This is a genomic window from Candidatus Auribacterota bacterium (genome assembly GCA_026392035.1).
Lineage (GTDB): Bacteria > Auribacterota > Tritonobacteria > UBA1439 > UBA1439 > JAPLCX01.
The window spans coordinates 20,241-41,867 of sequence record JAPLCX010000080.1 but is presented as its reverse complement, the minus strand read 5'-3'; the positions used below and the strand labels follow the sequence as shown (position 1 = coordinate 41,867).

The window sequence follows — 21,627 nt, the reverse complement described above, 5'->3', positions numbered from 1 at the left end:
TGTATAACTGCACGGGTTTCGGGCACCTGTCCCGAATTCCCGTGCATTTTATCCATCATTCTGGAGAGCATTGTACATCATATCTACTTGCCTTGTATGATATTATATATATTTTTAGACTTTTTCAGGAGACCCTAAGTAAGACTAGTTATCGCAGGAAGGTGTGCGTTGAGAGGGGATCGTGATCGTCACCCGCGTTCCCACACCCTTTTTGCTCTCAAGCCCGATGCTCCCCCCCATTTTTTCAACTATCCCCTTTGATATCGCGAGGCCGAGGCCGCTGCCGGTGGCCGGGTCTTTTGTGGTGTAGAAGGGCTGCCATGCCTTCCGGAGGGTTTCTTCATCCATTCCGCAGCCGGTATCCGCCACCTCGATCGCAACCGTCCCTTTGGCGTTCTGCCGCGCGCTCACGCTCAGCGTGCCGCCCTTGCCCATGGCGTGCATTGCGTTGATACAGAGGTTCAGGAGCACCTGCTTCAGCTGGCCGTCTTCAAGCAAAACACTGGAATCGGGCGCGTCAAATTCCTCTTTAATGCGTATTCCCTTGAGCTCCATCTGCGGTCTGAGAAGGAGAAAGGTTTCCTCGATCACCATTTTAAGGCTTGAGGGTTTCGTATCCTCTTTGCCGCTCTTCGCGTTGCTCGTAAAGCTCCTGAAGAGGAGGCGGCACCTGTCCAGCTCGTTCTCAATGATATGGAGATACTTCTGCGCGCGCTCCCGATCCTCATCGGCGAACCCTTTTTTCTTCTCGAGCTCCATGAGGAGGATCTGAACGTAGCCCAGGATGGAGGTAAGGGGGTTGCAGATCTCGTGGAAGAAGGAGCTGTAGAGCTTCTGGGAGGATATGAGCTTCTTGAACGAGGTGCTCTGGTCCTCGAGATTGCGGTTCAGGGTCTTGAGCTTTTCCAGCATCTGTTCCTTCTCCGCTCCCTCGCTCCGCTTTTCCAAGATCTTCCGCACCGTTTTCGTGAGTTCCACGACATCGAACGGTTTGCTCACATAGTCTGCGGCGCCGAGGCGGATGGCTCTCTGCGCGGTATCGAGCGTCCCGTACCCCGTCAGAATCACCACGCTGACGGATGGATCAATCTCCTTCATCTTCTCGAGGGCTTCTATCCCGCTCATCTTCTTCATCTTGAGGTCGAGGAGGACGAGGTCGATGCCGCCCCCCTTCATCTTCTCGACCCCTTCCTTTCCGCACTCAACAAGGATGAGCTCGTACTGATCCTTCAGGATCATCCGCAGGCTCTCTCGGGGGCCCATCTCATCGTCGACGACGAGAATCCGCGGCCTCCCGACGGCGGGACGTGCTGAAAGGGACCGCCCCGTGGCGCTAGAGCGCATAGCTTGCCCCCATCAAGATCTGATTGATGAAGCCCTTCCATGTGCCGTTGATCGAGGTGAAAGGGAACCCCACGGAGTTGTTCACCTTCCGCTTATTGACGACGACCGCGGCGTAGCATACGTCGAGCGATATGTTCTTGTATTTGTACCCCAGTCCGACGGAGGCGACATTCCGGTCGCTGTCGGGAATCATCGAGTTGAAGGCGCTCCCCGGCACGGGCGTTTGAATATAGGACCAGCCGCTCCTGAGCGAGAATCCCTTGAAGGGCCCGAGCTCGGCACCCAGCGCCCAGATCCAGCTGTTGGTGAAGTCGAAGTTAATTGTTTGACTCGGTACAAACCCGGTCGGGTCATCTATGTTGATCGCCACGTTCTTGAACTTGCTGAACTTGAGCCAGGTGAGGTCGCACTCGACCTGGAACCATTCCACCGGTTTGAAGTTGTATGCCGCCGTTAACTTCGCCGGGAGGACGAATTTTGTTGTCGCGGGGAAGGAGAACTCGGGGACCGGAGAGATGGAGGATGGGATTCCCGCGAGCCTGAAATTCCCGCGCTGGTTGATGTCCATCTGGCTCGCGAAGCTTATGCCCGCAGAGTGCATCCGTTTCGCCTTGACGAGCGCGCCGAGGTGCCAGCCGAACGCGTGGCCGTCCGCGGAAAACCGGGCCCGACCAAGTTGCCCGGTGGGAAGACCGGTGGTAAGCGCGCCGAAATCGGTGACCGCTTTTGTACGTGTCTGCCCGTAGAGCAGATCAAAACCGCCGCCGACGGCCACCCAGTCGAGGGGCTTTGGTGCTCTGAGGGCCCATGTGAATCTGTTGTCCACTGTTTGCAGTGAGGAAAAGTACGCGAGAGGGGCGGCGGGGGAGTCTTTGGGATAGGAATTACCGAGGCCATACTCGGAGAACGCACCATAGCCGAATGAGAGATATTTGTTAAAGAGGTTTGTTGCGATAAAACCGTCAGGTATATAGAAATCCCTTTTTTCCGTTCTGAACTCCTGCGTCGTATTCTTATAGCGAGGGTTGATGATGCTCAGGTTGCCCGTTACCGAGATGGGGCTCTCCAGGAAAGCAATACCGGCAGGGTTGTAATATACGGCTGAAGCGTTGTCAGCCCTCGCGGTGAATGCGTTGCCCATACCGGCCGCCCGTGCGTCCTGGGGGGGGTTTCTGAACGCCTGCGAAGAAGCGATAGCCGGAATGGCGAGTGCGATGACGAAGGTTACGTGAAACGGAACTTGTTTTTTATTCACGATACGCATCGTCTTTCTCCTTGGGGTAAAGAGCAGTCAGGGGAAGCTCCCGATGCGAGAATTAGATCGTGCAAGGGAGAGCACGTATGTGATGGAGTATTCTTGCGTCTAGAGAGTAGGGGGTATGGGTAAGGATTACGTGTATATCTGAAACATAACCGAATGGACGAAGCTGACGATTTTGTGCTCAATTTTTCCTCAAGGGAAAACAATATGAAGCACGCGTTCTCTTCTACTGTTTCGACATCTCAAAACTGCCGACAAAGAGTGTACGCTACAAAATCAGTCAATATACTGGGGTTTTGTGAAAGCATACCGAAAGCGCAAAAATAATTCCACAAAAAAATGACAATTATTTTTTTAATGACATGTAGCCGACACTTAGATATATGCGCATAATTGTACAAATTAATGCTTGACAAAATAATGCCGTTGTGCAAAAATGTACAAAATTACGGGCACGTTTTATGCCTACACGGAGCATCCTCATAAGCTACGCGGGGTATCCCTTTACCCCGAGCAGCCTTATGCCTGACAACGGCCTTGCCAATCTCGCCGGAGCCCTCACACAGACAGGCCATCAAACCCTGATTCTCGACTACGGCACTGTGGATACGATGAGGAGGCTCTATCCTGCCCGGCTCTCCCGGAAGGCTGCCCTCTTCTGCGAGAGGGTGTTTGGTGATTCCAACGGTGATTACAAGCCCACCTACAGGGATATGCTGTTCCTGAAATATCTGGATTGGAATCTGATCAGGCATCAGCGCAGAGAAGTACACAATATAGCGCAGGAGATATGCCATAAAATCAGAGATTTCAGGCCCGACTTCGTCGGATTCAAGCTCTGGACAGGAGATGGGTATTCCGGCAGTGCTCAAATTGCACACGCCATAAAGAAGACATTCCCTGCCCTTCCCCTCATTGCAGGGGGGCCCCACGTGGATATATTCAGGCAACTCGTCATCGAGAAGAATGGTGCCTTCGATGTGCTTACCTATGCCGAGGGGGAAGAGACGATAGTAAAGCTGGCCGAATGCCTAGAGGTAAAACGCTCGCTCAAAGGGATTCCCAATTTGATCTACAGGGATAATGGTGCTGTAGAAACTACCGAGCCGAAATGGATTGCGAAGCTCGACGACTTGCCTTATCCGAGTTACGACCACGGCATCTATCCGTCCCTGGAAGATGATCAGAAAATGAAGATCGTTACCGTGGATGAGTCCAGGGGCTGTTTCTGCGGGTGTTACTTCTGTCCGCACCCCAATAAGAGCGGCAAAAAGCTTCGGATGAAGACCCCCGAAAGGTTCGTTGATGAAATTGAACACCTGATGAATGCCTATTCGTTTAGCGCTTTTCGTTACGCGGGTTCAGCCACACCCACATTGTTTGCAAAGAGAATAGCAGATCTGATTATTCAGAAGCAGCTCGGTATAGACTATTCAATGTTCGGCAATATACTCATGTCGAGGGGCGAGCATTTCGCGGCCCTGGAGGCTTCAGGGTGCCGCGCTATATTTTTTGGTCTGGAATCCGGGAGCGAAGAAATTCTCAAAGCGGGCATAGGGAAGAGATTTACGGTCAGTGACGCCAGAAAGGTTCTGAGGGAGAGCAGGGAGAGCGGCATCTTTACAATAGCGAGCATTATTTTCCCGGCTCCCTTTGAGAGCGAGAAATCCAGACATGAAACAGTGGCGTTGCTTAAGTCCGTCCTGCCCGATTCTGTTATCGTGACGTTCCCCATAGTGACGCCGACAACTGCATGGGCGGAGGACCCCAAGAAATTTGGCTTCAGGATTACTGACAAATACTGGATTGAAAATAATATGGACTACAAGATCAAGTGGCTGTTCCCTCCACGATTCTGGAACGTGCTCCCCTACACATTGAATGGGAGGAAATTCAGGGCATATACACGGATGACGTCTGATTTCTCGCGTGCATTGAGAAAGGAGGGATTTCTGGTGGGCATGTCTGACGACCTCCTTTTGATGGCGGATCGTGCAGGGTTTAGAGGGAGAGAGCGATATTTTATGAACCACATCATGGGCATATTTTTCTCCGGCGATTGGGAGAAGGCACATGACCTCAATAAGAAGATTAATAACGCTGTGACCAGGAAGCCGTTGCGGGAATATATCTATGCAACTCAGCAGAAACAATAAAAAGCGCGTGGTGATCACCGGCCTCGGCCCCGTGTCTCCGGTGGGCATTGGCAAGGAGGCGTTCTGGGATTCCCTTGTCCATGGCCGGTCGGGGATCACGGAGGTGACGCGATTTGATGCCTCGTCATATCCGAGCAGGATCGCCGGTGAGGTTAAGGGTTTTTCCCCTGGGGAATTCATGACCAAGAAGACAGCCTCTTCCGCCGCACGTTTTGCACAGCTGTCGGTGGCGGCGGCCAGGCTCGCGTTTGATGATGCTCGCATACAGCTCAACGGTACCGATCCGTACCGGATTGGTGTATGTATGGGTTCCTCTTCTCTCGGGATAGGAGATGTTGGTGAGAAACACATACCTCTTTTTTTCCAAAAGGGATTAAGAACCATTAGCCCCCTCACCTGTGTTGAGTACACAGCCCACATGGCAACGTCGTATGTTCCCATTGAATTAGCCATAAAGGGCCCTATCACTACCATCTCATCGGGCTGCTCCACGGCGATTGATGGGGTTAACTGGGCGTGGAATCAGATCAGTAAAGGAAGTGCCGACATGGTCATCGTTGGAGCTTCTGACGCGCCGATTTTTCCCTTCACTTTTGCCACATTTTGCGCTGTGAGAGTTCTTTCAAAGCGCAATAATGATCCTGCAAAAGCATCGAGACCGTATGATGCTGAAAGAGATGGAATGGTGCTCAGCGAGGGAGGTGCGGCGGTCGTCCTCGAAGAATTAACTCATGCACAAGATAGGGGAGCGACGATATATGGAGAGATACTCGGGTTCGCATCAGTTTCAGAAGCGGGCCAGTCGGTGACTGTCGAAATGTCCGGGAAGAGCATCGCAGAAGCGATTGCGCGTGCGCTCAAAAATGCGAATCTCAATCCGTGCGATATAGATTACATCAATGCCCATGGCAACTCGATGATAGACTACGATATAAGCGAGACAAACGGCTTCAAGTTGGCGTTGGGTGAGTATGCCTACCGAATTCCGATCAGCTCCATTAAGTCTATGACGGGACAATCCCTTGCGCCCGCCCCGGGTCTCCAGCTTATAGCGTCATGCCTTACTCTTGTCGATAATGTTATCCCCCCCACGATAAATTACGAACATCCTGACTCCCGATGCGACCTGGATTATGTTCCCAATAGCGCGAGATGTAATAGGGTCACTACAATTCTCATGAATTCCCACAGCGTGGGTGGTACGCATTCAGTTCTCATCATAGGAAAACCAAGAGCTCTATAGTGCCATATGGATTTAGTGCATTTTGAAAAGTACCTATTGCTCATCAGCCTTACATCCGCCCTCTGCCTGGGGACATTCGCGTACCTCCGAAACAGGACAAGTATAATTAATAAGACCTGTTTTATATTTTTCTCCAACCAGGCCCTATGGACATTTGTGGTTTTGATGATCATCGTCAGTACACGTCCTGAATCGTATCTTTTCTGGGGGCGGATGTCCTTCGCCGTGAGCGTATTCCTCGCTCCCAATTTGTTGTTATTCTCGACTACGCTCTCTCAGAAAAAGATCCCGCCGCTTAGAAGGCTTGCCGTAGTTTACGCACTTGCCCTTTGCCTTGCTTTTATCGCATTAACTCCGCTGCTGATACCCGGTCACGGTGTGAGTGAGAGAGGAGAGCTCTCTGTCCGGTACAGCTCATGGCTCGTTATCTTCCTCATGTACTACTCGCTATCTTTTGGATATATACTTCATTATCTGGCTGCCAATGCGAGAAAACACGTCGGTTTTCAAAGACTCCAATTTCAATACGTATTTTTTGGTTCACTGATCTTTGCGGTATTGGCTATCTCTGCAGGTTTAATCGCTCCCCTCTTAGGTCTTGTTGCCACCCATGTAGCTAGCCTTGCCCCGGTCTTCGGCCTTGTGTGGATATGCTTCATTACCTATGCGATCGCGAAATTTCACCTCATGGACATCACGATCGTTATCAAGCGCACGACGCTCTATGCGTTGCTCACCGCGTCCATTACGGTAAGCTATATCGGGATCGTGCTGGGATCAAACTGGCTCTTCGGCGGCATCATGGGGCTGCAGACGTTGATCCCGGCAATGGTGGCTGCCCTCCTGATTGCGTTTGCGTTTGCGCCGGTCAAGGAAGGCATCCAGGCATTCATTGATAAAACACTTTTCAAGAAAAGATACGACCATCGCAAGATTCTCAGTGACCTGAGCAGAATACTCACCTCGATCTACAGCCTCGAGGAACTGCTCTCGCTTATCCTCAGGGTGATCACGAAGGCCATGGGTGTGGAGCGCGGCTCTATTTATCTCCCGCAGTACCCCGGCAAGGCGTTTATTGCGATGGCCCATCATGGAAATAACAATACCGCCTCGAGTCACACGGCGATCGCACTGGACAGTCCGCTCATAAGGAAGCTCATGTGGAGGCGTGACCTCATACTCAGAGAGCAGCTCGAGCGGCTGCCCCAGTCTCAGGAGACGGGCGCGATCGTCGCATTGCTCGGGAATGTGAAAGCCGATATATGCATCCCCATCTTTTCAAAGGACGTACTGACGGGATTGCTTTTCCTCGGGAGCAAGGAGACGGGTGAGACATTCACGCTCGAGGACATAGAAATGTTCAACACCCTCTCCCATCACATCGCCGTTGCCATTGAAAACGCCCAGCTCTACACCAAGGTGGAGGAGAGCAAGATATACCAGGAGATCCTCCTCAATAACCTGACGAGCGGAATCGTTGCCATAGACCTGAGCGGGAGGATCACCGCGTTCAACGCGAGGGCGGAGAAGATGCTCGGGTTGAGCGCCGAGCGCGCACTCAGCGCTGACCTCAACCTCCTCGCCCCGGAGCTCAGAGATGTACTTCTCGACACGCTGAAGAACAGGGTGAGCGTGAGCGCGGAGGAGGTGGTGCTCAAGACGGACACGGACAAAGACCTGCCGCTCGCGGTGAGCTCATCGATATTCAATAGCTACGACGGCAAGACGCTCGGGGCCCTCATCGTGTTCTCGGACCTCACGGAGAGGAAGATACTCGAGACGGAGATGCGCCGCGCCGACAGGCTCGCCTCCCTCGGCACGCTCGCGGCGGGGATGGCCCACGAGATCAAGAACCCGCTGGTCGCTTTGAAAACGTTCACGCAGCTTCTGCCGGAAAAATACAGCGACCGGGAATTCAGAGAGAACTTTTCAAAGTTGGCGAACCAGGAGGTGGACAGGATCAACTCCCTCGTCGAGCAGCTCCTCAATTTCGCCCGTCCCTCGCTGCCCTCGTTCAGAAAAACAGATATATGCGAGATTCTTGAGAATACGCTTTTCCTCCTGAAGAGCAAGACCACCGAGCAGAATATAGAGGTGAAGAAAGAAATCGAGAAACTGCCGCTGATGATCATGGCCGACGGAGACCAGCTCAAGCAGGTGCTGTTGAATATCATCATCAACTCCCTCCAGGCGATGGGGGAAAAGGGAATTCTCACGGTCTCGGCGAGGATTCGGAGGGCCACCGAGGCGGCTGCGGCTGCCGCGCGCGGGGAGGGGCTCGTGAGGAGGCTCCACCGGCTCTGGGCCCAGGACTGCGTGCTCATCGAGATATCAGATACCGGCAAGGGGATCGATCCGAAAGACCTCCCCCACCTCTTTGACCCGTTTTTCACCACGAAGGAATCAGGGGCGGGCCTCGGCCTCGCCATCGCGCACAGCATCATCAAGGAGCACGGCGGGATCATCGATGTGAAAAGTATGGTGGGGGAGGGGACGACGTTTTCAATTACGATGCCCATGTTGCCGCATGAATCAACGGTTTCTGCAAAATAGGGGTGAACGAAATGAAGTGCGGGATGGTTATTTCAAACGAAAAGTCGCTGGTTGAAACGCTGGATATTGTGCTCTCCGGCGTTGCACATCTGCTGAAGGCAGCGACGACCCACCAGGGGATCAAGGAAGTGGCAACCGGTCACGTTGACTTTGTCATCCTTGACTCCTGTGTCAAAGATCGTGATACCGCGGAGGCAGTGAGGAAACTCCTCCAGGCGCAGACGTCGTTGCCGGTCATCGTCCTCGTCCCCTCGATTCATGCGTCGTTGGTGGATGAGGTGAGGGAGGCCGGCGCGTATGTCGTGCTGGAGAAGCCGTTTGACCGGCGGGTGATTCGCGACCTGGTGGAGCGGGCGATGGAGCGGAAGGAGCTCCTCCACGAGATAGAATTTTTAAAAACCACGGGGCAGCGGCCGCCCGAGGCTGCGGGCCCCGAACGAGAGTCCGATCCCTCCCGTTTTTACCACGAGCTCGTGCGGCGTTTCTCAAAAGCCATCTCGCAGGTGTTCGATCACAAGAAGCTCCTCGACCTCGCAGTCGAGAGCCTCATCGAAACATTCGGCGCGGGCAGGGCGGCGATATTTCTCTTCGACCAGAGGGGCGGTAAGTACATACCGGTCGCCTCCAGCGGCTATCTCCAGGAACTTATCACCACACATACCCTTGAGCCATCTGACCTGCTCCCGGTATGGCTCTCGAGGCATAACCAGTTGCTGCTCACCAGGGAGATGACGGGTGGGGACCAGTTCGAACTCTATCAGCAGGCCTCGTTACTTGACGCGGAGATCATCTCGGGACTGTTTGCCAAGGGAAAGCTCATCGGCATGCTTGTGCTGGGGAGCAAGGTGACGGGGAGGCAGTATGGCGACACCGACCTGGAGCTCCTCTCCATCCTCACGACCTACCTCGCGATGGCGGTGGAGAATGCGCTGCTCTACAGGGACATCGCGAGAAGCCGCGCCCATAACGAACAGGTGCTGAACTACCTCAGGAGCGGCATCGTCACGATAGATTCCAAGGGAATCATCACCCTGTTCAATGCCGCGGCGGAGGAGATCCTCGGGTGCACGCGGGCGGAGATGGTGGGTCAGAAGGTGGAAAAATTGGGCTCGGTGTTTGCGGACCTCATGCTCAGGACGCTGAAGGGAGAGGTCGTGTATACGCGCCACGAGATCGTCTCGCCCGTGAACAAGAAGCCGCTCGGCGTGAGCACCTCCGAGATGCGGGATGACGAGGGGCACACCGCCGGCGCCATCATGGTCTTCGCCGATCTCTCGGCGATCAAAAAGATGAAGGAGAAGGAGAAGGACTTTGAGCGGATCGAGTTCTGGGCCAAGGTTGCCAGCAGGCTCGCGCACGAGGTGAAGAACCCCCTCGTCCCGATCAAGACCTTCGCGCAGCTCCTGCCCCAAAGATACAAAGATAAGGAGTTCAGAGAGGAATTCTTTAAAGTGGTGAACGGCGAGATCGAGCGTCTGAACGATATCATCACCCAGCTCACGAAGTTCGCCGACTCACCGCCGGTTCAACTAAAATCCACGCACATCCACAAGGTTATCGAAGACGCGCTGAACTTCGAGAGGGTCAAGCTCAGCGCCAAAAATGCCAAGGTGATTAAAAATTTCGCGAAGGAACCGCTCGCGGCGCGTGTCGATTCGGCCCTCCTCTCCGAGGCGTTCGCGAACATCATTGACAACGCGGCCGATGCGATCGCCGACAAGGGGACCATCACCATTTCAACGGCCCTGACGCAGGCGGTGCACGGCCAGAACGGCGCGGTGGAGGTTCTGTTCAAAGATAACGGTGGGGGGATGACGGAGGAGGAGCTCGGCGCCATATTCACCCCCTTTGCCACCTCGAAGACGAGAGGCATGGGGCTCGGCCTCGCCATCGCGAGGCGGATCGTGATGGATCATCAGGGATCGATCGGGGTGGACAGTGCTCCCGGGAAGGGGAGCGTGATCAGGGTGGCGATCCCGATTGAAGGTGCGGGCCAGGAGTAGGATCGAAGCGCTGATGAAAACAATTCTTATCGTGGATGACGAACGCGGCACGCGTGAATCGGTGCGGGTAATACTCGAAGATTCCTACAATGTCCGCCTCGCCGCCAGCGGACAGGAGGCCATAAAGGCGATCGGGGAGGATGAGATCGACCTGGTCTTCCTCGACATACTCATGCCCGGCCTCGACGGGTTGACCGTCATCAAGGAAATTAGAAAGAAGAGCGGGGCGGAGGTGGTGATACTGACTGCCGTTAAGGATATAAGGATGGCGGTGAAGGCGATGAAGCTCGGGGCGGCTGACTACCTTGTCAAGCCCTTCGACGCGGATGAGCTCCGGCGTCTGGTGGAGCGGATTGTGCGGCCACGAAAGAAGGGGGATGAGCCCGATCCGTCGTTGCCCGCGCCCGTCCGCGTTCATTCCCTGGAGGCCGCAGAACATGATCTCAAGAGGCGGCTTATTCTTGACGCGCTGGAGAAATGCCACTGGAACCAGACAAGGGCTGCGCAGAGGCTTAAGATCAGCCGGAGGAAGCTCAAATACCGGATGGACATCCTGGGAATCTTGCCTGAAAAGGGCAAAGGCAGGCCCAGAAAATCGTCATAAGTTTTACCATAACTACTGAATTCTGGCTCCTGAACAGTTACAAAAAAAGTAAACATCCGATCAAAATGGTGAGATAATTTCTGCATATAGGGAACGCGTACCGATAAAGGCAAAGCCGCTGTAAGGCGGTGGCGCAAAGCCGAGGATCCTTGAAGTAGGTAGGGACAGCCGGGCTGCCGAAGTACGGAAGTAAAAGTACATCCGGCAGGCCGGTTTTTTTCTGTCCGCTGGGATATGCCCCGGGGTGAGGTGAGTCAACACGGTTAATTGAAATGGCGACTATGACTAGGGCCACAATACTCGCAATTATATCAATTATCGGCGCATTCGTTATCACGGCATTGGGTAACAGTCAGGCACCAGCCTCCCTATCGACATCGGTGGAATTTCCTGATCAGGAAGCGGCGGTTCTGGCTTTGGAGACCTCGGGGGAGTTGCTTCCACCTGAGGATCTCTATAATCAAATACACGCCGACCTTGCTGCGATTCGGCTCGCCTATCCGGATATGAATATGGTCACTCACATGCCGCCATGGACACCTGGCGAGCTTGAGGTCACCTTGACACCAGAGGCGATGGATCAGTATAAAAAAGGAGAATATCACGGTCTCGATGTGCTGAACGTTGAGTATGGTCCTGTGAAGATAGTTCCATACGATACTTGCTTGGTGTTGCGATTTACACAGCCCTATCATCCCAGCGTGCTGGCCGTTTACTATGGGGAAGCGGATGGGGTAAGCCGCGTGGAGCCCGCCTACATTGCCGGCGATGGCTCACGTATCAGGGTCTTCATACCGCACTACGAGTTCAACTTTGGATGGGGAGATTGCCCCGCGGGGTGCATATTCAGACACTACTGGGATTATACCGTTGTCGATGGTTCTGTCACGCTTGTCAAAGAGGGTGGCGATCTGCTCCCAGGTGTTACCCCGGACCCCGCTCCTACTGCGACGCCTCTTCTGAAAGTGAACGTGAGCAGCAGCGAACTGCTGTGCGGGCAGGCTGTTGCTATTGATGTAACCGTGCAGCCACTACAGCGGCTTATCGACGTGTGGGCGGTGATAAAAGCTCCCGGAGGTGAGTACTACTCACTAATCGCCGGCACTACACGCGGGCTTTGCCCAGGAGCTCGGGTATATGTTACTCATATCGAGGGCATAAAAACAGTATTGACCAGGCGTCTCTTTTCGAGTCCGTCTCTCATGGCGCGCGCCCCGGGAAACTATTCAGTGATTGTCGGCATTGTACCTGCCATGACGGTCCCGAGGGGCGTGCAAAACTGCATACCCGGCTATGCGGATACAGCAGAAGTAATGGTCAGATAACTACGGAAGATTAACACCGCCCATCCTAGCGAGGAGAAGGGACACTCTTTGCAATTTCTTCCCCGCCAGTTAATTAATAGCGTATTTTCTGAGCCTTATAAGGAGGCGTAGGTAAAAAGATTAAAACTTGCACTGTCGCTTGCGGCGATAGATATATTAAGATGTGCAGGCTTTTGCCTATCTTTTCCCATAGCAGAGACTTAACCTGAATCCTGCGTGAAAATGGCCATTTTCTGTTGTGACAAGAGTATGAATTGACTGTTGGAATTTGGGGAAGGGCAGCACATATTGCCGCATCATCAGGGAAATTTGGTAATGATAATATGTTTGACATCAAATCAGAAGTGAGCTATCCTTAACGTGTAGTTATACGAACGGAGCAGATACAGAAAAGGAGGCTGCGTGATGAAATGGTTGCTGGCGGTTGCGGTCGTGTTGTGCGCGGTGAGCACGGTGTGGGCGGGCCCCAAGGTGACGAAGGTGGGGCTCGGTACGGCAGTGGCGGCGAATCATTATCTCGCGGTGGGTCACGACGAGGTCGATACTGCCGGGACGATTTGGGTGATGCCCGGCCAGAAAATTGGGGATGTGAACTCTGGTTCGCCCCCTTACGGCCTTCCTCCCGCCGCGCCTGCCCCGATGGAGGGCGATATTGACGGCTGGGGAACTTGTCTGGTTCAGCTCAGTGATCAAGATTTCGCAGATATAGCGGCAGACCCCACGATTATTGGTCAGAACATGCCCACCAACGCAAACACGCAGATCCTCGGCGAGGCGCAGGGGCCGGTGAATAAAAAGTTTATCTCGCTCGCCGATGCTGGCATCCCGGCAGGCACCTCTGTTGAATTCACCATTGACATGGACGGCCTGGTGCCTCACGTGGTCGGGATAATAGGCGGGGCCGAGCCGGTGGTGACATACGATGCAACGGGAACCGGGACGCTGGTTGTCAGATCAAATACTTTAAACACCACCAGCCAAGCGGGTGATGCGTTCAACTCGATCATCGGCGTCATGCTGGTGACCGACCAGACGAAGTTCGGCGCCACCCCGCTCAAGCTGATCTGCCAGACAGATGCCTGGGTGGGCGACATATTCCCGCTCCTCCCCGGCCTTGATTCAAGCGCGGCAATCCTCGGGAACGGCGGCACGCTGGGCAGCCCGGACGCCAAATGTGGCCTCACCATCTACGGCCCCACCGGCCAGTCGCGGATCGCCTACCTCTACGTGCCGGACGCGTCGCTCCAGGCGTTCTTCGGGACGACAGACAAGGCGCAGCTCAGCGCGTACATAGATCAGGGGAAGGCATCTGCGACAGTGGATCAGAATGCCACGAATTGGGGCGGCGAGAAGGGCATGAGCGCGGTCCTCACGTACACGTTCGCTTCGCCGAAGGACGTGGCGATAGGGGGATCGGCGGGGGTGTCGCCCCTCTCCATCACGCCGAGCGCGCTGAAGGCTGGCCAGACCTTCACGCTCGATCTCAAGCTGAACGAGGATATCACGGAGCCGTTTGATTTTTACATCCTCGCGGACGCGGGCCCGGCCGGAATCTATACGATCCGCCTGAACGGGGCGATGAAGAAGGGGATCAAGGCGCTCTCCAGGAATGTCCCCCGCCGCTCAGCGGGATTTTCCACGACGATCACTCCCCGCGTGCGTATCCCCGCAGCGATGGCCGGGAAGACGCTGACACTCTACGCGTGCGCGGTCAAGACGGGCAAGCTTCCCCCCGTTTCAAGCCCGTCACAACTGACGCCAAAGACCGCCAACGTCATCTTCTTGGGCAAGAGCGCAAGAACTGTTTCGCAGTGAGCACACGGCGATAGCTCTCAGCCTAAGATCGAGGGCGGCACAGCGGTTATAATGCCGCCCTCGTTTCCCATTGGTTTAATATCCATCGCCGGAGACGGAGCCTGTCCAGAGCAAAGATGAGGGAAGGGGATGGCAGTGGAGAATAGGGCAATATGCAAATCGCCCCTCTGGGAGAGGAACGAACCTAACTACTCTCCCGGAGCCCTGCGTCAGATGTTTCTCGACCTGTCTCGATCATGACAAAGCTGATGCGTCCCGGGTGAACCGCGCAGGTGAGGGGAACTTTTTCGCCGCCCGGCAGGCGCACGGTGAAGCGCACGCTCCCCTCCCCCGCCTTCATCTCCTCGCCGACGAGGCCGGTCCATCCGAGCACCTTGTCGGATTTCGGGATGAACGGGGCCGGGTTGATGAGGTGAGCGTGCCTCCGCAGATTCTTCAGGAGGTGGGGCCTCTCAGCGCCGGACTTGCCGAAGACGTCGCGGACCCCGGGGACCATGTCGGTGAAATTCAGCAGGCGCGTTTTCTCCTGGAGTTCCGCGAGGACGCCCGTTTCCTTGAAATAGCCCGTCCACACAAGGGTGCGGCTTTCCTCATTGAAGTAGCGGCCGGTCACCTCGATATTATCCGACACGTCTTCCCATCGCACGTCGGACTCGTTCATCTTTGCGCCTTTGAATGAGACCTCGACCATAAACTGCTTAAAGAGGTCGGCATCGCGGGCCAGGTCCCTCTCGATCGCCGCCCAGTCCCCCTTGATGAAATTCAGGATGTACGGGTACGCGGGATTCCCCGGCACCATGTACGCCGCGCCGTACGTGGCCCCGGAGAGCCCCCACAGCTTCTTCTCAGATAAATGCATGACACGAAGCGGCGCGACCGCGAGCGGCGGGAGCGTGGCGCGCTCGGTCTCCTCCAATTGCAGCCGCCCGTCCCCGCCATCCTTCACCCTCATACGAGTGTAGGTGTGCATGCTGAGGTGAGCGGAGGGCTGGTCCACCATTCCGTCCCCCGAATTGCCGTTCGCGCCGACAATGAAGAGCGCCTGCGACGGGGAGATCGGGTAGCGTTTGTCCCTGCATTCCTGGGCGAGCTTCTCTATCCTCTCGAGGTGCTGGGCGGTCCCGAGCTCCGTCTGCTTGATCTGGTCGTATTCCCTGCCGATGATGAAGTGCCGGATGAGCGGCGTCCACTTCACGATGTTGATGGTGTCGTTCGCCTGAGGGGAGCCGAAGAGCGAGGCGGCGGCCATTATGAAATACGGCTGCACGTTGAGGAGGGCGCGGTACTGCGCGTAGGTGATGAAAAACTGCCTGTTCTTCTCCTTTTCTGCTTCAGACCGGGATTCGCGGGCAGCCGCATACTCCCTTATTTTTTCGTACCGCTTCGGGTAGTACGGGCTCTCGATCCCCTCAAACTTTTTGACCCCGGGGTACTTGCTCGCCGGGTCGACGAGGTAGCGAAGGAACTCTTCGTGCTGCCGGGCAAGCTTCTTCTCCGCGCGCTCATAGAATCTCCTGAGCGAGGGGCTCTCTGTGAAAAGCGTTTCATACTGAGTCTTGATATTTCTGATCGCGATGTTGTCGTCAAGCACGTTAATAAAGAGCAGGAACTCGGGGTCCTTCTGGAGCGCGGCCCACTCACCTCCGAATTCCCTGACAGCCTCCTCGTACTCCTGTGCAAAGGTGTAAAAGACGCGGTTCGCGATCTGGCTCAGCAGGACGCCTCCCTGGCTGTACCCGATCAAGACGAGTTTCTTCACGGGGGGGATGCCGCGCGCGGCGCGGCGCTCGTTCTCCGCCTCGAACTCTCTTGCCATCGCCGGGCCGACGCGCGTCCACGCGAGGCCATGGTCGGGAGAGTAAAGGGCGGCTTGCCTGGACACGGGGTCGTCGGGGGTGTCATAGGCCAGGATGCGGCAGGGGATCCCCTCGGCGGCGAGCATCTCCGGCAGGCGGCCGAAATGCTGATCCTGGGTGATGCGCAGGCCCGGCACCACCAGGCCGGGTATTGCCAGGACAAGCGGGGCGTCGGGCGCGAGCCTGGCGGGATAGACGAGGTCCTGCGGCGGTATTTTCTGGATGTTGAGCGTCGTGCACCCCGCAGAGAAGACGAGGCACACGATTGCGCACAGAGATAGGGCGGAGCGGAATATACCTGCCGGATGCCTGGCGATGCGGTTCTCGGGCGCGCTATTCATTGAACATCGGCATGTCTTGAGACTCGCGGTACCACTTCTGGTAGATTTTCTTATAGGCGCCGCTGTCGCGGAGCTTGCCCAGCGCCGCGTTGAGTTCGGAGAGGAGTGTTGTGTTGTTCTTGCTCACGGCGATGCCGTAGTACTCGCGCGCGATTTTCCTTTCAGGGATCTGGTAATGATAGCTGTAATCAGAGAGAATCCACTTCAGGATGGTCTCGTCGTGGAAAATACAGAAGCCGGCCTTCCCGCTCTTCAAAGCCCCCCTTGAGTTCTTGAGTGCCTGGCCGAGGCGATCAGCCGATGAGTAGGTCTCAATTTTGCCATCGAGATTATCCCGTGCCCACTGCTCGCCGGTCGTCCCTCTCATCACGCCAATTTTCCATCCCTTGAGCCCCGAGGTGAACCACTGGTGCTCCCAGTCAACGTCCTTATTCACCGCAATGGCAAATCCGGCGCGGTAGTAGGGGCGAGTGAACGCGAGCTGTTCTTTCCTGTCGTTGGTAATGCTAATGCTCGATATGGCCGCATCGGCTTTCCCCATGTCGAGCGCACTCGCGTACGCATTGATGCTGAAGTTCATCTCAGTCCACTCAATTTTCGCTCCGAGCTCCTTCCCCAGTGCCTCGGCGAGGTCAACTTCGAAGCCGACGCGTTTCATTCCCTCCTTGTATGAAAATGGGGGAGAGGAAAAATCTGAAATAAAACGCAGTGTTCTCTCGGCGGGGTTCGGTGAGCTTGATTGAGCGCCTGTTGTGGCCGCTGAGGAGGGGGCCTGCCCTCCCGCCTTTTCGACGGGCTGGGTCTGAGCGAGGACGAAACCCACTGTGACGTACGCGATCAGCGCCGCGACAAAGACGACATATTTCATAAGAACCTCCCCATGTGCTATACTTACTGAGAGTCTATCAAAGCGCATGTCAGGGTCAACGTATAAAGCCCCTGCCTGAGGAGGCACCGGCATGATATAACAACAGCCGCGGGGGAGAGGAGGATTCCATGAAAAGAGCGTGCGTATGTGTCGTGGGGGGGGTGTTCGCCCTGGTTTTGTCATCGGCCAGAGTCGCCGCGCAGGACGCCTTTTGGGTGAAGGACAAAGAAACAGGCGAATGGAGGAAGGTGAAGGAATCCGGCGACAAATGGAAAGTCAAAAAGAGCGGAAAAAAGTACAAGATCAAAGAGTCGAGCTCCGGTGTGAAGGTCAAGGAGACGGGATCCAAAGTGAGGCCTGCGAAATCCAGCGGTAAGAAGGAAGAAGAGAAAACAGCCCCTTCGACCGAATCCGGGGCATCCTCACCAAAGGTTCAGCCCCCCGCGGTGAACGTCCCTTCGCAGGCTCTGCCCGAGGAAGCAAAAACCGGTCAATAAGACACCGTAAAGTTATCCACAGCGTAGGGGGGCCTTAAGGCCCCCATAGTAGCCAGAATTTAAGTGTCGGCTACGACTGGAACCGAACGAGTAATGTAGAAGCGATTAAATGGTCCATAGCGCACCCTTAAGGGTGCGCTGCAAAAGGCGGCGGATGTGCTCTGGAAGTGCCCGCTCTATTGTGGGGGCGGGCACTTCCATTTTTTATTACAATAGGCTCGTGAAGATCGAGGCGGAACAGAAGATGAAAGAGCCGCGGAAAATATACCTCCGCACCTACGGATGACCGATGGATGCGGTAAGGACGAATGACCGTCGGTTGTGTCATTCATTCGTAAAGGGTTTTACCATATTCAATATCTTTGATAGGCTCAAGTAGCGAAATCTCACCACAGTGGTATTTCTTTTATAAGGAGTGGTTATGAAACCAAGAATACTTGTCGGTGTGATTGTATCCTTCCTCTTGATCCTTCTCTCAAATTCAGTCCTCCATGCCCAGCTTGCCACCAGCTCCTGGCCGATGTTTCACCAGAATCTCCAGCACACAGGCCAGAGCCCTTATGCCGGCCCCTCAGTACCAGCTCTGGCGTGGACGTATGAAACCGGGGCCGCTATAGGCTATTCTTCGCCCGCGATAGACCCTGATGGGAAAGTAGTTGTCGGCTCCTATGATGGTTACCTCTACAGCATTAATGCAGATGCGACTTTAAACTGGAGTTATCAGGCCGGCGGTGGCGTGCCCTTCATAACATCCTCGCCCGCGATAGGTTCGGATGGAACAGTATATGTTGGCATGCCGTATAATTTCCTCTATAGCATTAATTCTAATGGGGCCTTCGGCTGGAGTTATGAAACCACGAGCGATATAGTTTCCTCACCCGCAATAGGTTCGGATGGGAAGGTATACGTTGGCTCGTATGATACTTGCCTCTATAGTATTAATTCAAACGCGAGCCTTGATTGGAGTTATAAAACCGGGTACTACATAGCGATGTCCTCACCCGCGATAGGTTTGGATGGGAGGGTGTATATTGGCTCGAAGGATCTTCACCTCTATAGCATCAATTCAAACGCAACCCTTGACTGGAGTTATATGATCGGGCACTTCTTAGATTCCTCACCCGTGATAGGTTTGGATGGGAGGGTGTATATTGGCTCGAAGGATAATGCTCTCTATAGCATTAATTCAAACGCGACCCTCGGCTGGAGCTATGAAACCGGGCTCCTCATAATATCCTCACCCGCGATAGGTTCAGATGGAGAGGTTTATATCGGCTCCGCGGATGATTATCTATATAGCATCAATTCAAACGCGACCCTTGACTGGAGTTATAGAACTGGAAGCGCTATAGAGTCCTCGCCCGCCATAGGTTCGGATGGGAAGGTATACGTTGGCTCGTATGATACTTGCCTCTATAGTATTAATTCAAACGCGATCCTTGATTGGAGTTATAAAACCGAACACACGATAGATTCCTCACCCGCGATAGGTTCGGATAAGAGGGTGTGTTTTGGCTCGTGGGATGGTTACCTCTATATTATCCAGGAGGAGCCAACATCCACCCCGACTGTAACTCCAACACAGACGGCGACAAGAACGCCAACACGAACACCGACGCATACTCCGACAAACACGCCGACCAATACGCCAACTGACACACCCACTCATACTCCGACGAACACCCCAACTCAGACGCCGACGGAGACGCCGACCAGTACGCCTACGGACACTCCAACGGAGACGGCGGTTCCCACGCTGACGCCAACCGCAACGCCCACACCGCCGCTGGTCGTTGTTCCGGGGCCGCTGACAACCGGGCAGACCTTCTCACTGTACGTGGGGCTGACTGAGGATATTACCCCGCCATTCGACTTCTATATGCTCGCCGACACTCCTGCCGGGGTCTATACGATCTACCTGAACGGCAAGATCAAGAAGGGAATCACGCCGCTCTACAAGAACGTGCAGAGCTTTACCAAGGATTTCATAACGACGGTGCGCCCCGCGGTCAAAATCCCCGCGTCCATGAAGGGGAAGACGATCACCTTTTACACCGCTGTCATAGAGGCGGGCAAGAAGCCGCCGGTGAGGAAGCTTTCTGATCTCACGCCGAGCACCCAGTATGTGATCTTGCTTTCGAAGGGCGCGGCGGTGGTCAACTGAGCGGGGTTGTCTTTCTAGCAAAAACAGGGGGCCTCTAAAGGGCCCCTGTTTTTGAGTCCACATCCACGCGCGCCAGTTATGCAATTCCCAAGCAACAACCCTGAAGTGCCCGCTCCATTATGGGGGCGGGCACTTCCATTTTTTATTACAATAAGCTCATGAAGATCGAGGCGGAACAGAAGATAAAAGAACCACGGAAAGTGCACCTCCGCACACACGGCTGGCCGTTGAATGCGGCAAAGATGCCCGCCTGAAAGGAGTCTGGATCAATGTCTGCCGGGCGCCTTCTGGGGCAGAGTGACTTCCTGGAACCACTCATTGAAAATTCGGTTGTTGCCGCAGAATATTCAAGGTATACTGGCACCATGATAAGACGCGATAGGGAATTGAAAATTGTACGCGGGTTTCTCCGACGTTATCCCGTTGTGGGAATTGTCGGGGCGCGCCAGGTGGGAAAAACCACCCTCGCGCGTTCCCTTGCATCGGAGGCGCGGGGACCGACGACATATTATGATCTTGAAAATCCAGAGGATATGGCGCGACTCGGTGATCCGATGCTGGTGCTTAAATCGCTGAGGGGTCTTGTCGTTATTGATGAGATTCAAAGATATCCGGGCCTCTTCAATATTCTGCGTGTATTAGCCGATCGACCCGGGACACCCGCTCGTTTCCTGATCCTTGGGAGTGCATCACCTGAGCTGCTTCGCCAGAGTTCTGAGACACTCGCGGGCAGAATTGCATACCACGAAATGAGAGGTTTCTCGCTTGACGAGACGGGGATGGAGTACTCAGCCCGGCTTTGGCTGAGGGGCGGATTCCCGCGTTCATTCCTTGCCCGCTCTCTCTCTGAAAGTGATGAGTGGCGCCGCGGATTCATCAGGACCTTCCTTGAGAGGGATATCCCTCAACTCGGCATTAACATCCGTTCGGTTACGCTACGTCGTTTCTGGACGATGCTGGCTCACTGGCACGGGCAGATCTGGAATGCCTCGGAATTTGCGCGATCCTTCGGGGTTGCCGATACAACGGTCCGGCATTATCTCGATCTGCTTACGTCCGCGCTCGTTGTTCGACAACTGCTCCCATGGCATGAAAATATTTCCAAGCGCCAGGTAAAATCGCCCAAGGTGTATATCGCCGATAGCGGCATGCTGCACTCATTGCTTAATCTAAGGAACATGACGGATCTCGAAGGAAATCCGAAGGTGGGGGCATCGTGGGAGGGATTTGTAGCCGGGGAGATTATTCGTCGATTGGAAGCAGACACAGACGAATGTTTTTTCTGGGCAACGCACGCAGGGGCTGAACTTGATCTCCTTGTGGTCAGGGGACGGCATCGGTGGGGCTTTGAAGTGAAGCGAACCAGCGCGCCACAGATCACCACATCGATGCGGATTGCGCTCTCCGACTTGAAGTTGGATCGGTTGGACGTTGTTCATGCGGGGGAGCATACTTTCCTGCTCGGCAAAAAGATACGTGCGGTGTCTTTTCCAAGGATTCTGGAGGAACTTACGCCGTTGCGATAACACCGGCCGCGCCATAGAGAGGGCATTCCTTGGGAGCCATCGCCCTATTGTTGGGGCAGTCGCTCCCGTTT

Annotated in this window: 14 protein-coding genes and 1 riboswitch; of the genes, 10 read left to right on the top strand and 4 right to left on the bottom strand. The window is 54.8% G+C overall.

Going from position 1 to position 21,627, the window contains the following annotated elements; genetic code table 11:
- Positions 1 to 144: 144 nt before the first annotated feature.
- Both NTX71_08495 and NTX71_08490 read right to left on the bottom strand, forming a co-directional pair.
- A complete protein-coding gene (locus tag NTX71_08495) occupies positions 145 to 1,344 on the bottom strand; it encodes a response regulator (protein ID MCX6339943.1) in 1,200 nt (399 codons plus the stop codon).
- On the bottom strand, positions 1,334 to 2,608 hold the full coding sequence (locus tag NTX71_08490; protein ID MCX6339942.1) for an outer membrane protein transport protein: 1,275 nt from the start codon (positions 2,606 to 2,608) through the stop codon (positions 1,334 to 1,336). The genes NTX71_08495 and NTX71_08490 overlap by 11 nt, the downstream gene beginning before the upstream one ends.
- A gap of 518 nt (positions 2,609 to 3,126) precedes the next feature.
- Between NTX71_08490 and NTX71_08485 the strand changes: the two genes are divergently transcribed.
- The 7 genes from NTX71_08485 to NTX71_08455 all read left to right on the top strand — a co-directional run bounded on the left by NTX71_08485 (position 3,127) and on the right by NTX71_08455 (position 14,304).
- Positions 3,127 to 4,761, top strand: coding sequence for a radical SAM protein (locus NTX71_08485; protein MCX6339941.1), 1,635 nt, complete (start codon positions 3,127 to 3,129; stop codon positions 4,759 to 4,761).
- A 10-nt stretch (positions 4,762 to 4,771) separates the two neighbouring features.
- Complete coding sequence (locus tag NTX71_08480; GenBank protein MCX6339940.1) at positions 4,772 to 6,004, top strand: beta-ketoacyl-ACP synthase II; 1,233 nt, start codon at positions 4,772 to 4,774, stop codon at positions 6,002 to 6,004.
- A 687-nt stretch (positions 6,005 to 6,691) separates the two neighbouring features.
- Positions 6,692 to 8,557: an ATP-binding protein gene (locus NTX71_08475; protein ID MCX6339939.1), complete on the top strand. Its 1,866-nt coding sequence runs from the start codon at positions 6,692 to 6,694 to the stop codon at positions 8,555 to 8,557.
- 11 nt (positions 8,558 to 8,568) lie between these two features.
- Complete coding sequence (locus tag NTX71_08470; GenBank protein MCX6339938.1) at positions 8,569 to 10,560, top strand: ATP-binding protein; 1,992 nt, start codon at positions 8,569 to 8,571, stop codon at positions 10,558 to 10,560.
- 13 nt (positions 10,561 to 10,573) lie between these two features.
- Complete coding sequence (locus tag NTX71_08465; protein ID MCX6339937.1) at positions 10,574 to 11,164, top strand: response regulator; 591 nt, start codon at positions 10,574 to 10,576, stop codon at positions 11,162 to 11,164.
- Between the two features lie 98 nt (positions 11,165 to 11,262).
- Positions 11,263 to 11,345: riboswitch (cyclic di-GMP riboswitch) on the top strand.
- A gap of 91 nt (positions 11,346 to 11,436) precedes the next feature.
- Complete coding sequence (locus NTX71_08460) at positions 11,437 to 12,489, top strand: hypothetical protein (GenBank protein MCX6339936.1); 1,053 nt, start codon at positions 11,437 to 11,439, stop codon at positions 12,487 to 12,489.
- Between the two features lie 405 nt (positions 12,490 to 12,894).
- Positions 12,895 to 14,304 (top strand): hypothetical protein, encoded by a 1,410-nt coding sequence (locus NTX71_08455; GenBank protein MCX6339935.1) that lies wholly within the window; start codon positions 12,895 to 12,897, stop codon positions 14,302 to 14,304.
- A 184-nt stretch (positions 14,305 to 14,488) separates the two neighbouring features.
- Here NTX71_08455 and NTX71_08450 read toward each other — a convergent pair whose 3' ends face one another.
- Entirely contained in the window at positions 14,489 to 16,501 is a 2,013-nt protein-coding gene (locus tag NTX71_08450) for a hypothetical protein (protein ID MCX6339934.1), read from the bottom strand.
- Positions 16,494 to 17,369 carry an ABC transporter substrate-binding protein gene (locus tag NTX71_08445; GenBank protein ID MCX6339933.1) on the bottom strand — a complete coding sequence of 292 codons (876 nt, stop codon included), beginning with the start codon at positions 17,367 to 17,369 and terminating at the stop codon, positions 16,494 to 16,496. The genes NTX71_08450 and NTX71_08445 overlap by 8 nt, the downstream gene beginning before the upstream one ends.
- A 128-nt stretch (positions 17,370 to 17,497) precedes the next feature.
- On the opposite strand from NTX71_08445, the gene NTX71_08440 reads away from it, so the two are divergent.
- The 3 genes from NTX71_08440 (at position 17,498) to NTX71_08430 (ending at position 21,556) form a co-directional block, all read left to right on the top strand.
- Positions 17,498 to 17,866, top strand: a complete 369-nt coding sequence (locus NTX71_08440) for a hypothetical protein (GenBank protein ID MCX6339932.1) — start codon at positions 17,498 to 17,500, stop codon at positions 17,864 to 17,866.
- A 421-nt stretch (positions 17,867 to 18,287) separates the two neighbouring features.
- Positions 18,288 to 20,030: a PQQ-binding-like beta-propeller repeat protein gene (locus NTX71_08435; GenBank protein ID MCX6339931.1), complete on the top strand. Its 1,743-nt coding sequence runs from the start codon at positions 18,288 to 18,290 to the stop codon at positions 20,028 to 20,030.
- Positions 20,031 to 20,395: 365 nt separating this feature from the next.
- On the top strand, positions 20,396 to 21,556 hold the full coding sequence (locus NTX71_08430; GenBank protein MCX6339930.1) for an ATP-binding protein: 1,161 nt from the start codon (positions 20,396 to 20,398) through the stop codon (positions 21,554 to 21,556).
- The last annotated feature ends 71 nt before the right edge of the window (positions 21,557 to 21,627 follow it).

Bases quoted from the DNA above. Each gene is read 5' to 3' on its own strand.
- NTX71_08435 (MCX6339931.1), top strand. From the start codon at position 18,288: ATGAAACCAAGAATACTTGTCGGTGTGATTGTATCCTTCCTCTTGATC.
- NTX71_08485 (MCX6339941.1), top strand. From the start codon at position 3,127: ATGCCTGACAACGGCCTTGCCAATCTCGCCGGAGCCCTCACACAGACA.
- NTX71_08445 (MCX6339933.1), bottom strand. From the start codon at position 17,369: ATGAAATATGTCGTCTTTGTCGCGGCGCTGATCGCGTACGTCACAGTG.
- NTX71_08475 (MCX6339939.1), top strand. From the start codon at position 6,692: ATGGACATCACGATCGTTATCAAGCGCACGACGCTCTATGCGTTGCTC.
- NTX71_08450 (MCX6339934.1), bottom strand. From the start codon at position 16,501: ATGAATAGCGCGCCCGAGAACCGCATCGCCAGGCATCCGGCAGGTATA.
- NTX71_08465 (MCX6339937.1), top strand. From the start codon at position 10,574: ATGAAAACAATTCTTATCGTGGATGACGAACGCGGCACGCGTGAATCG.
- NTX71_08470 (MCX6339938.1), top strand. From the start codon at position 8,569: ATGAAGTGCGGGATGGTTATTTCAAACGAAAAGTCGCTGGTTGAAACG.
- NTX71_08490 (MCX6339942.1), bottom strand. From the start codon at position 2,608: ATGCGTATCGTGAATAAAAAACAAGTTCCGTTTCACGTAACCTTCGTC.
- NTX71_08455 (MCX6339935.1), top strand. From the start codon at position 12,895: ATGAAATGGTTGCTGGCGGTTGCGGTCGTGTTGTGCGCGGTGAGCACG.
- NTX71_08440 (MCX6339932.1), top strand. From the start codon at position 17,498: ATGAAAAGAGCGTGCGTATGTGTCGTGGGGGGGGTGTTCGCCCTGGTT.
- NTX71_08460 (MCX6339936.1), top strand. From the start codon at position 11,437: ATGGCGACTATGACTAGGGCCACAATACTCGCAATTATATCAATTATC.
- NTX71_08430 (MCX6339930.1), top strand. From the start codon at position 20,396: ATGATAAGACGCGATAGGGAATTGAAAATTGTACGCGGGTTTCTCCGA.
- NTX71_08495 (MCX6339943.1), bottom strand. From the start codon at position 1,344: ATGCGCTCTAGCGCCACGGGGCGGTCCCTTTCAGCACGTCCCGCCGTC.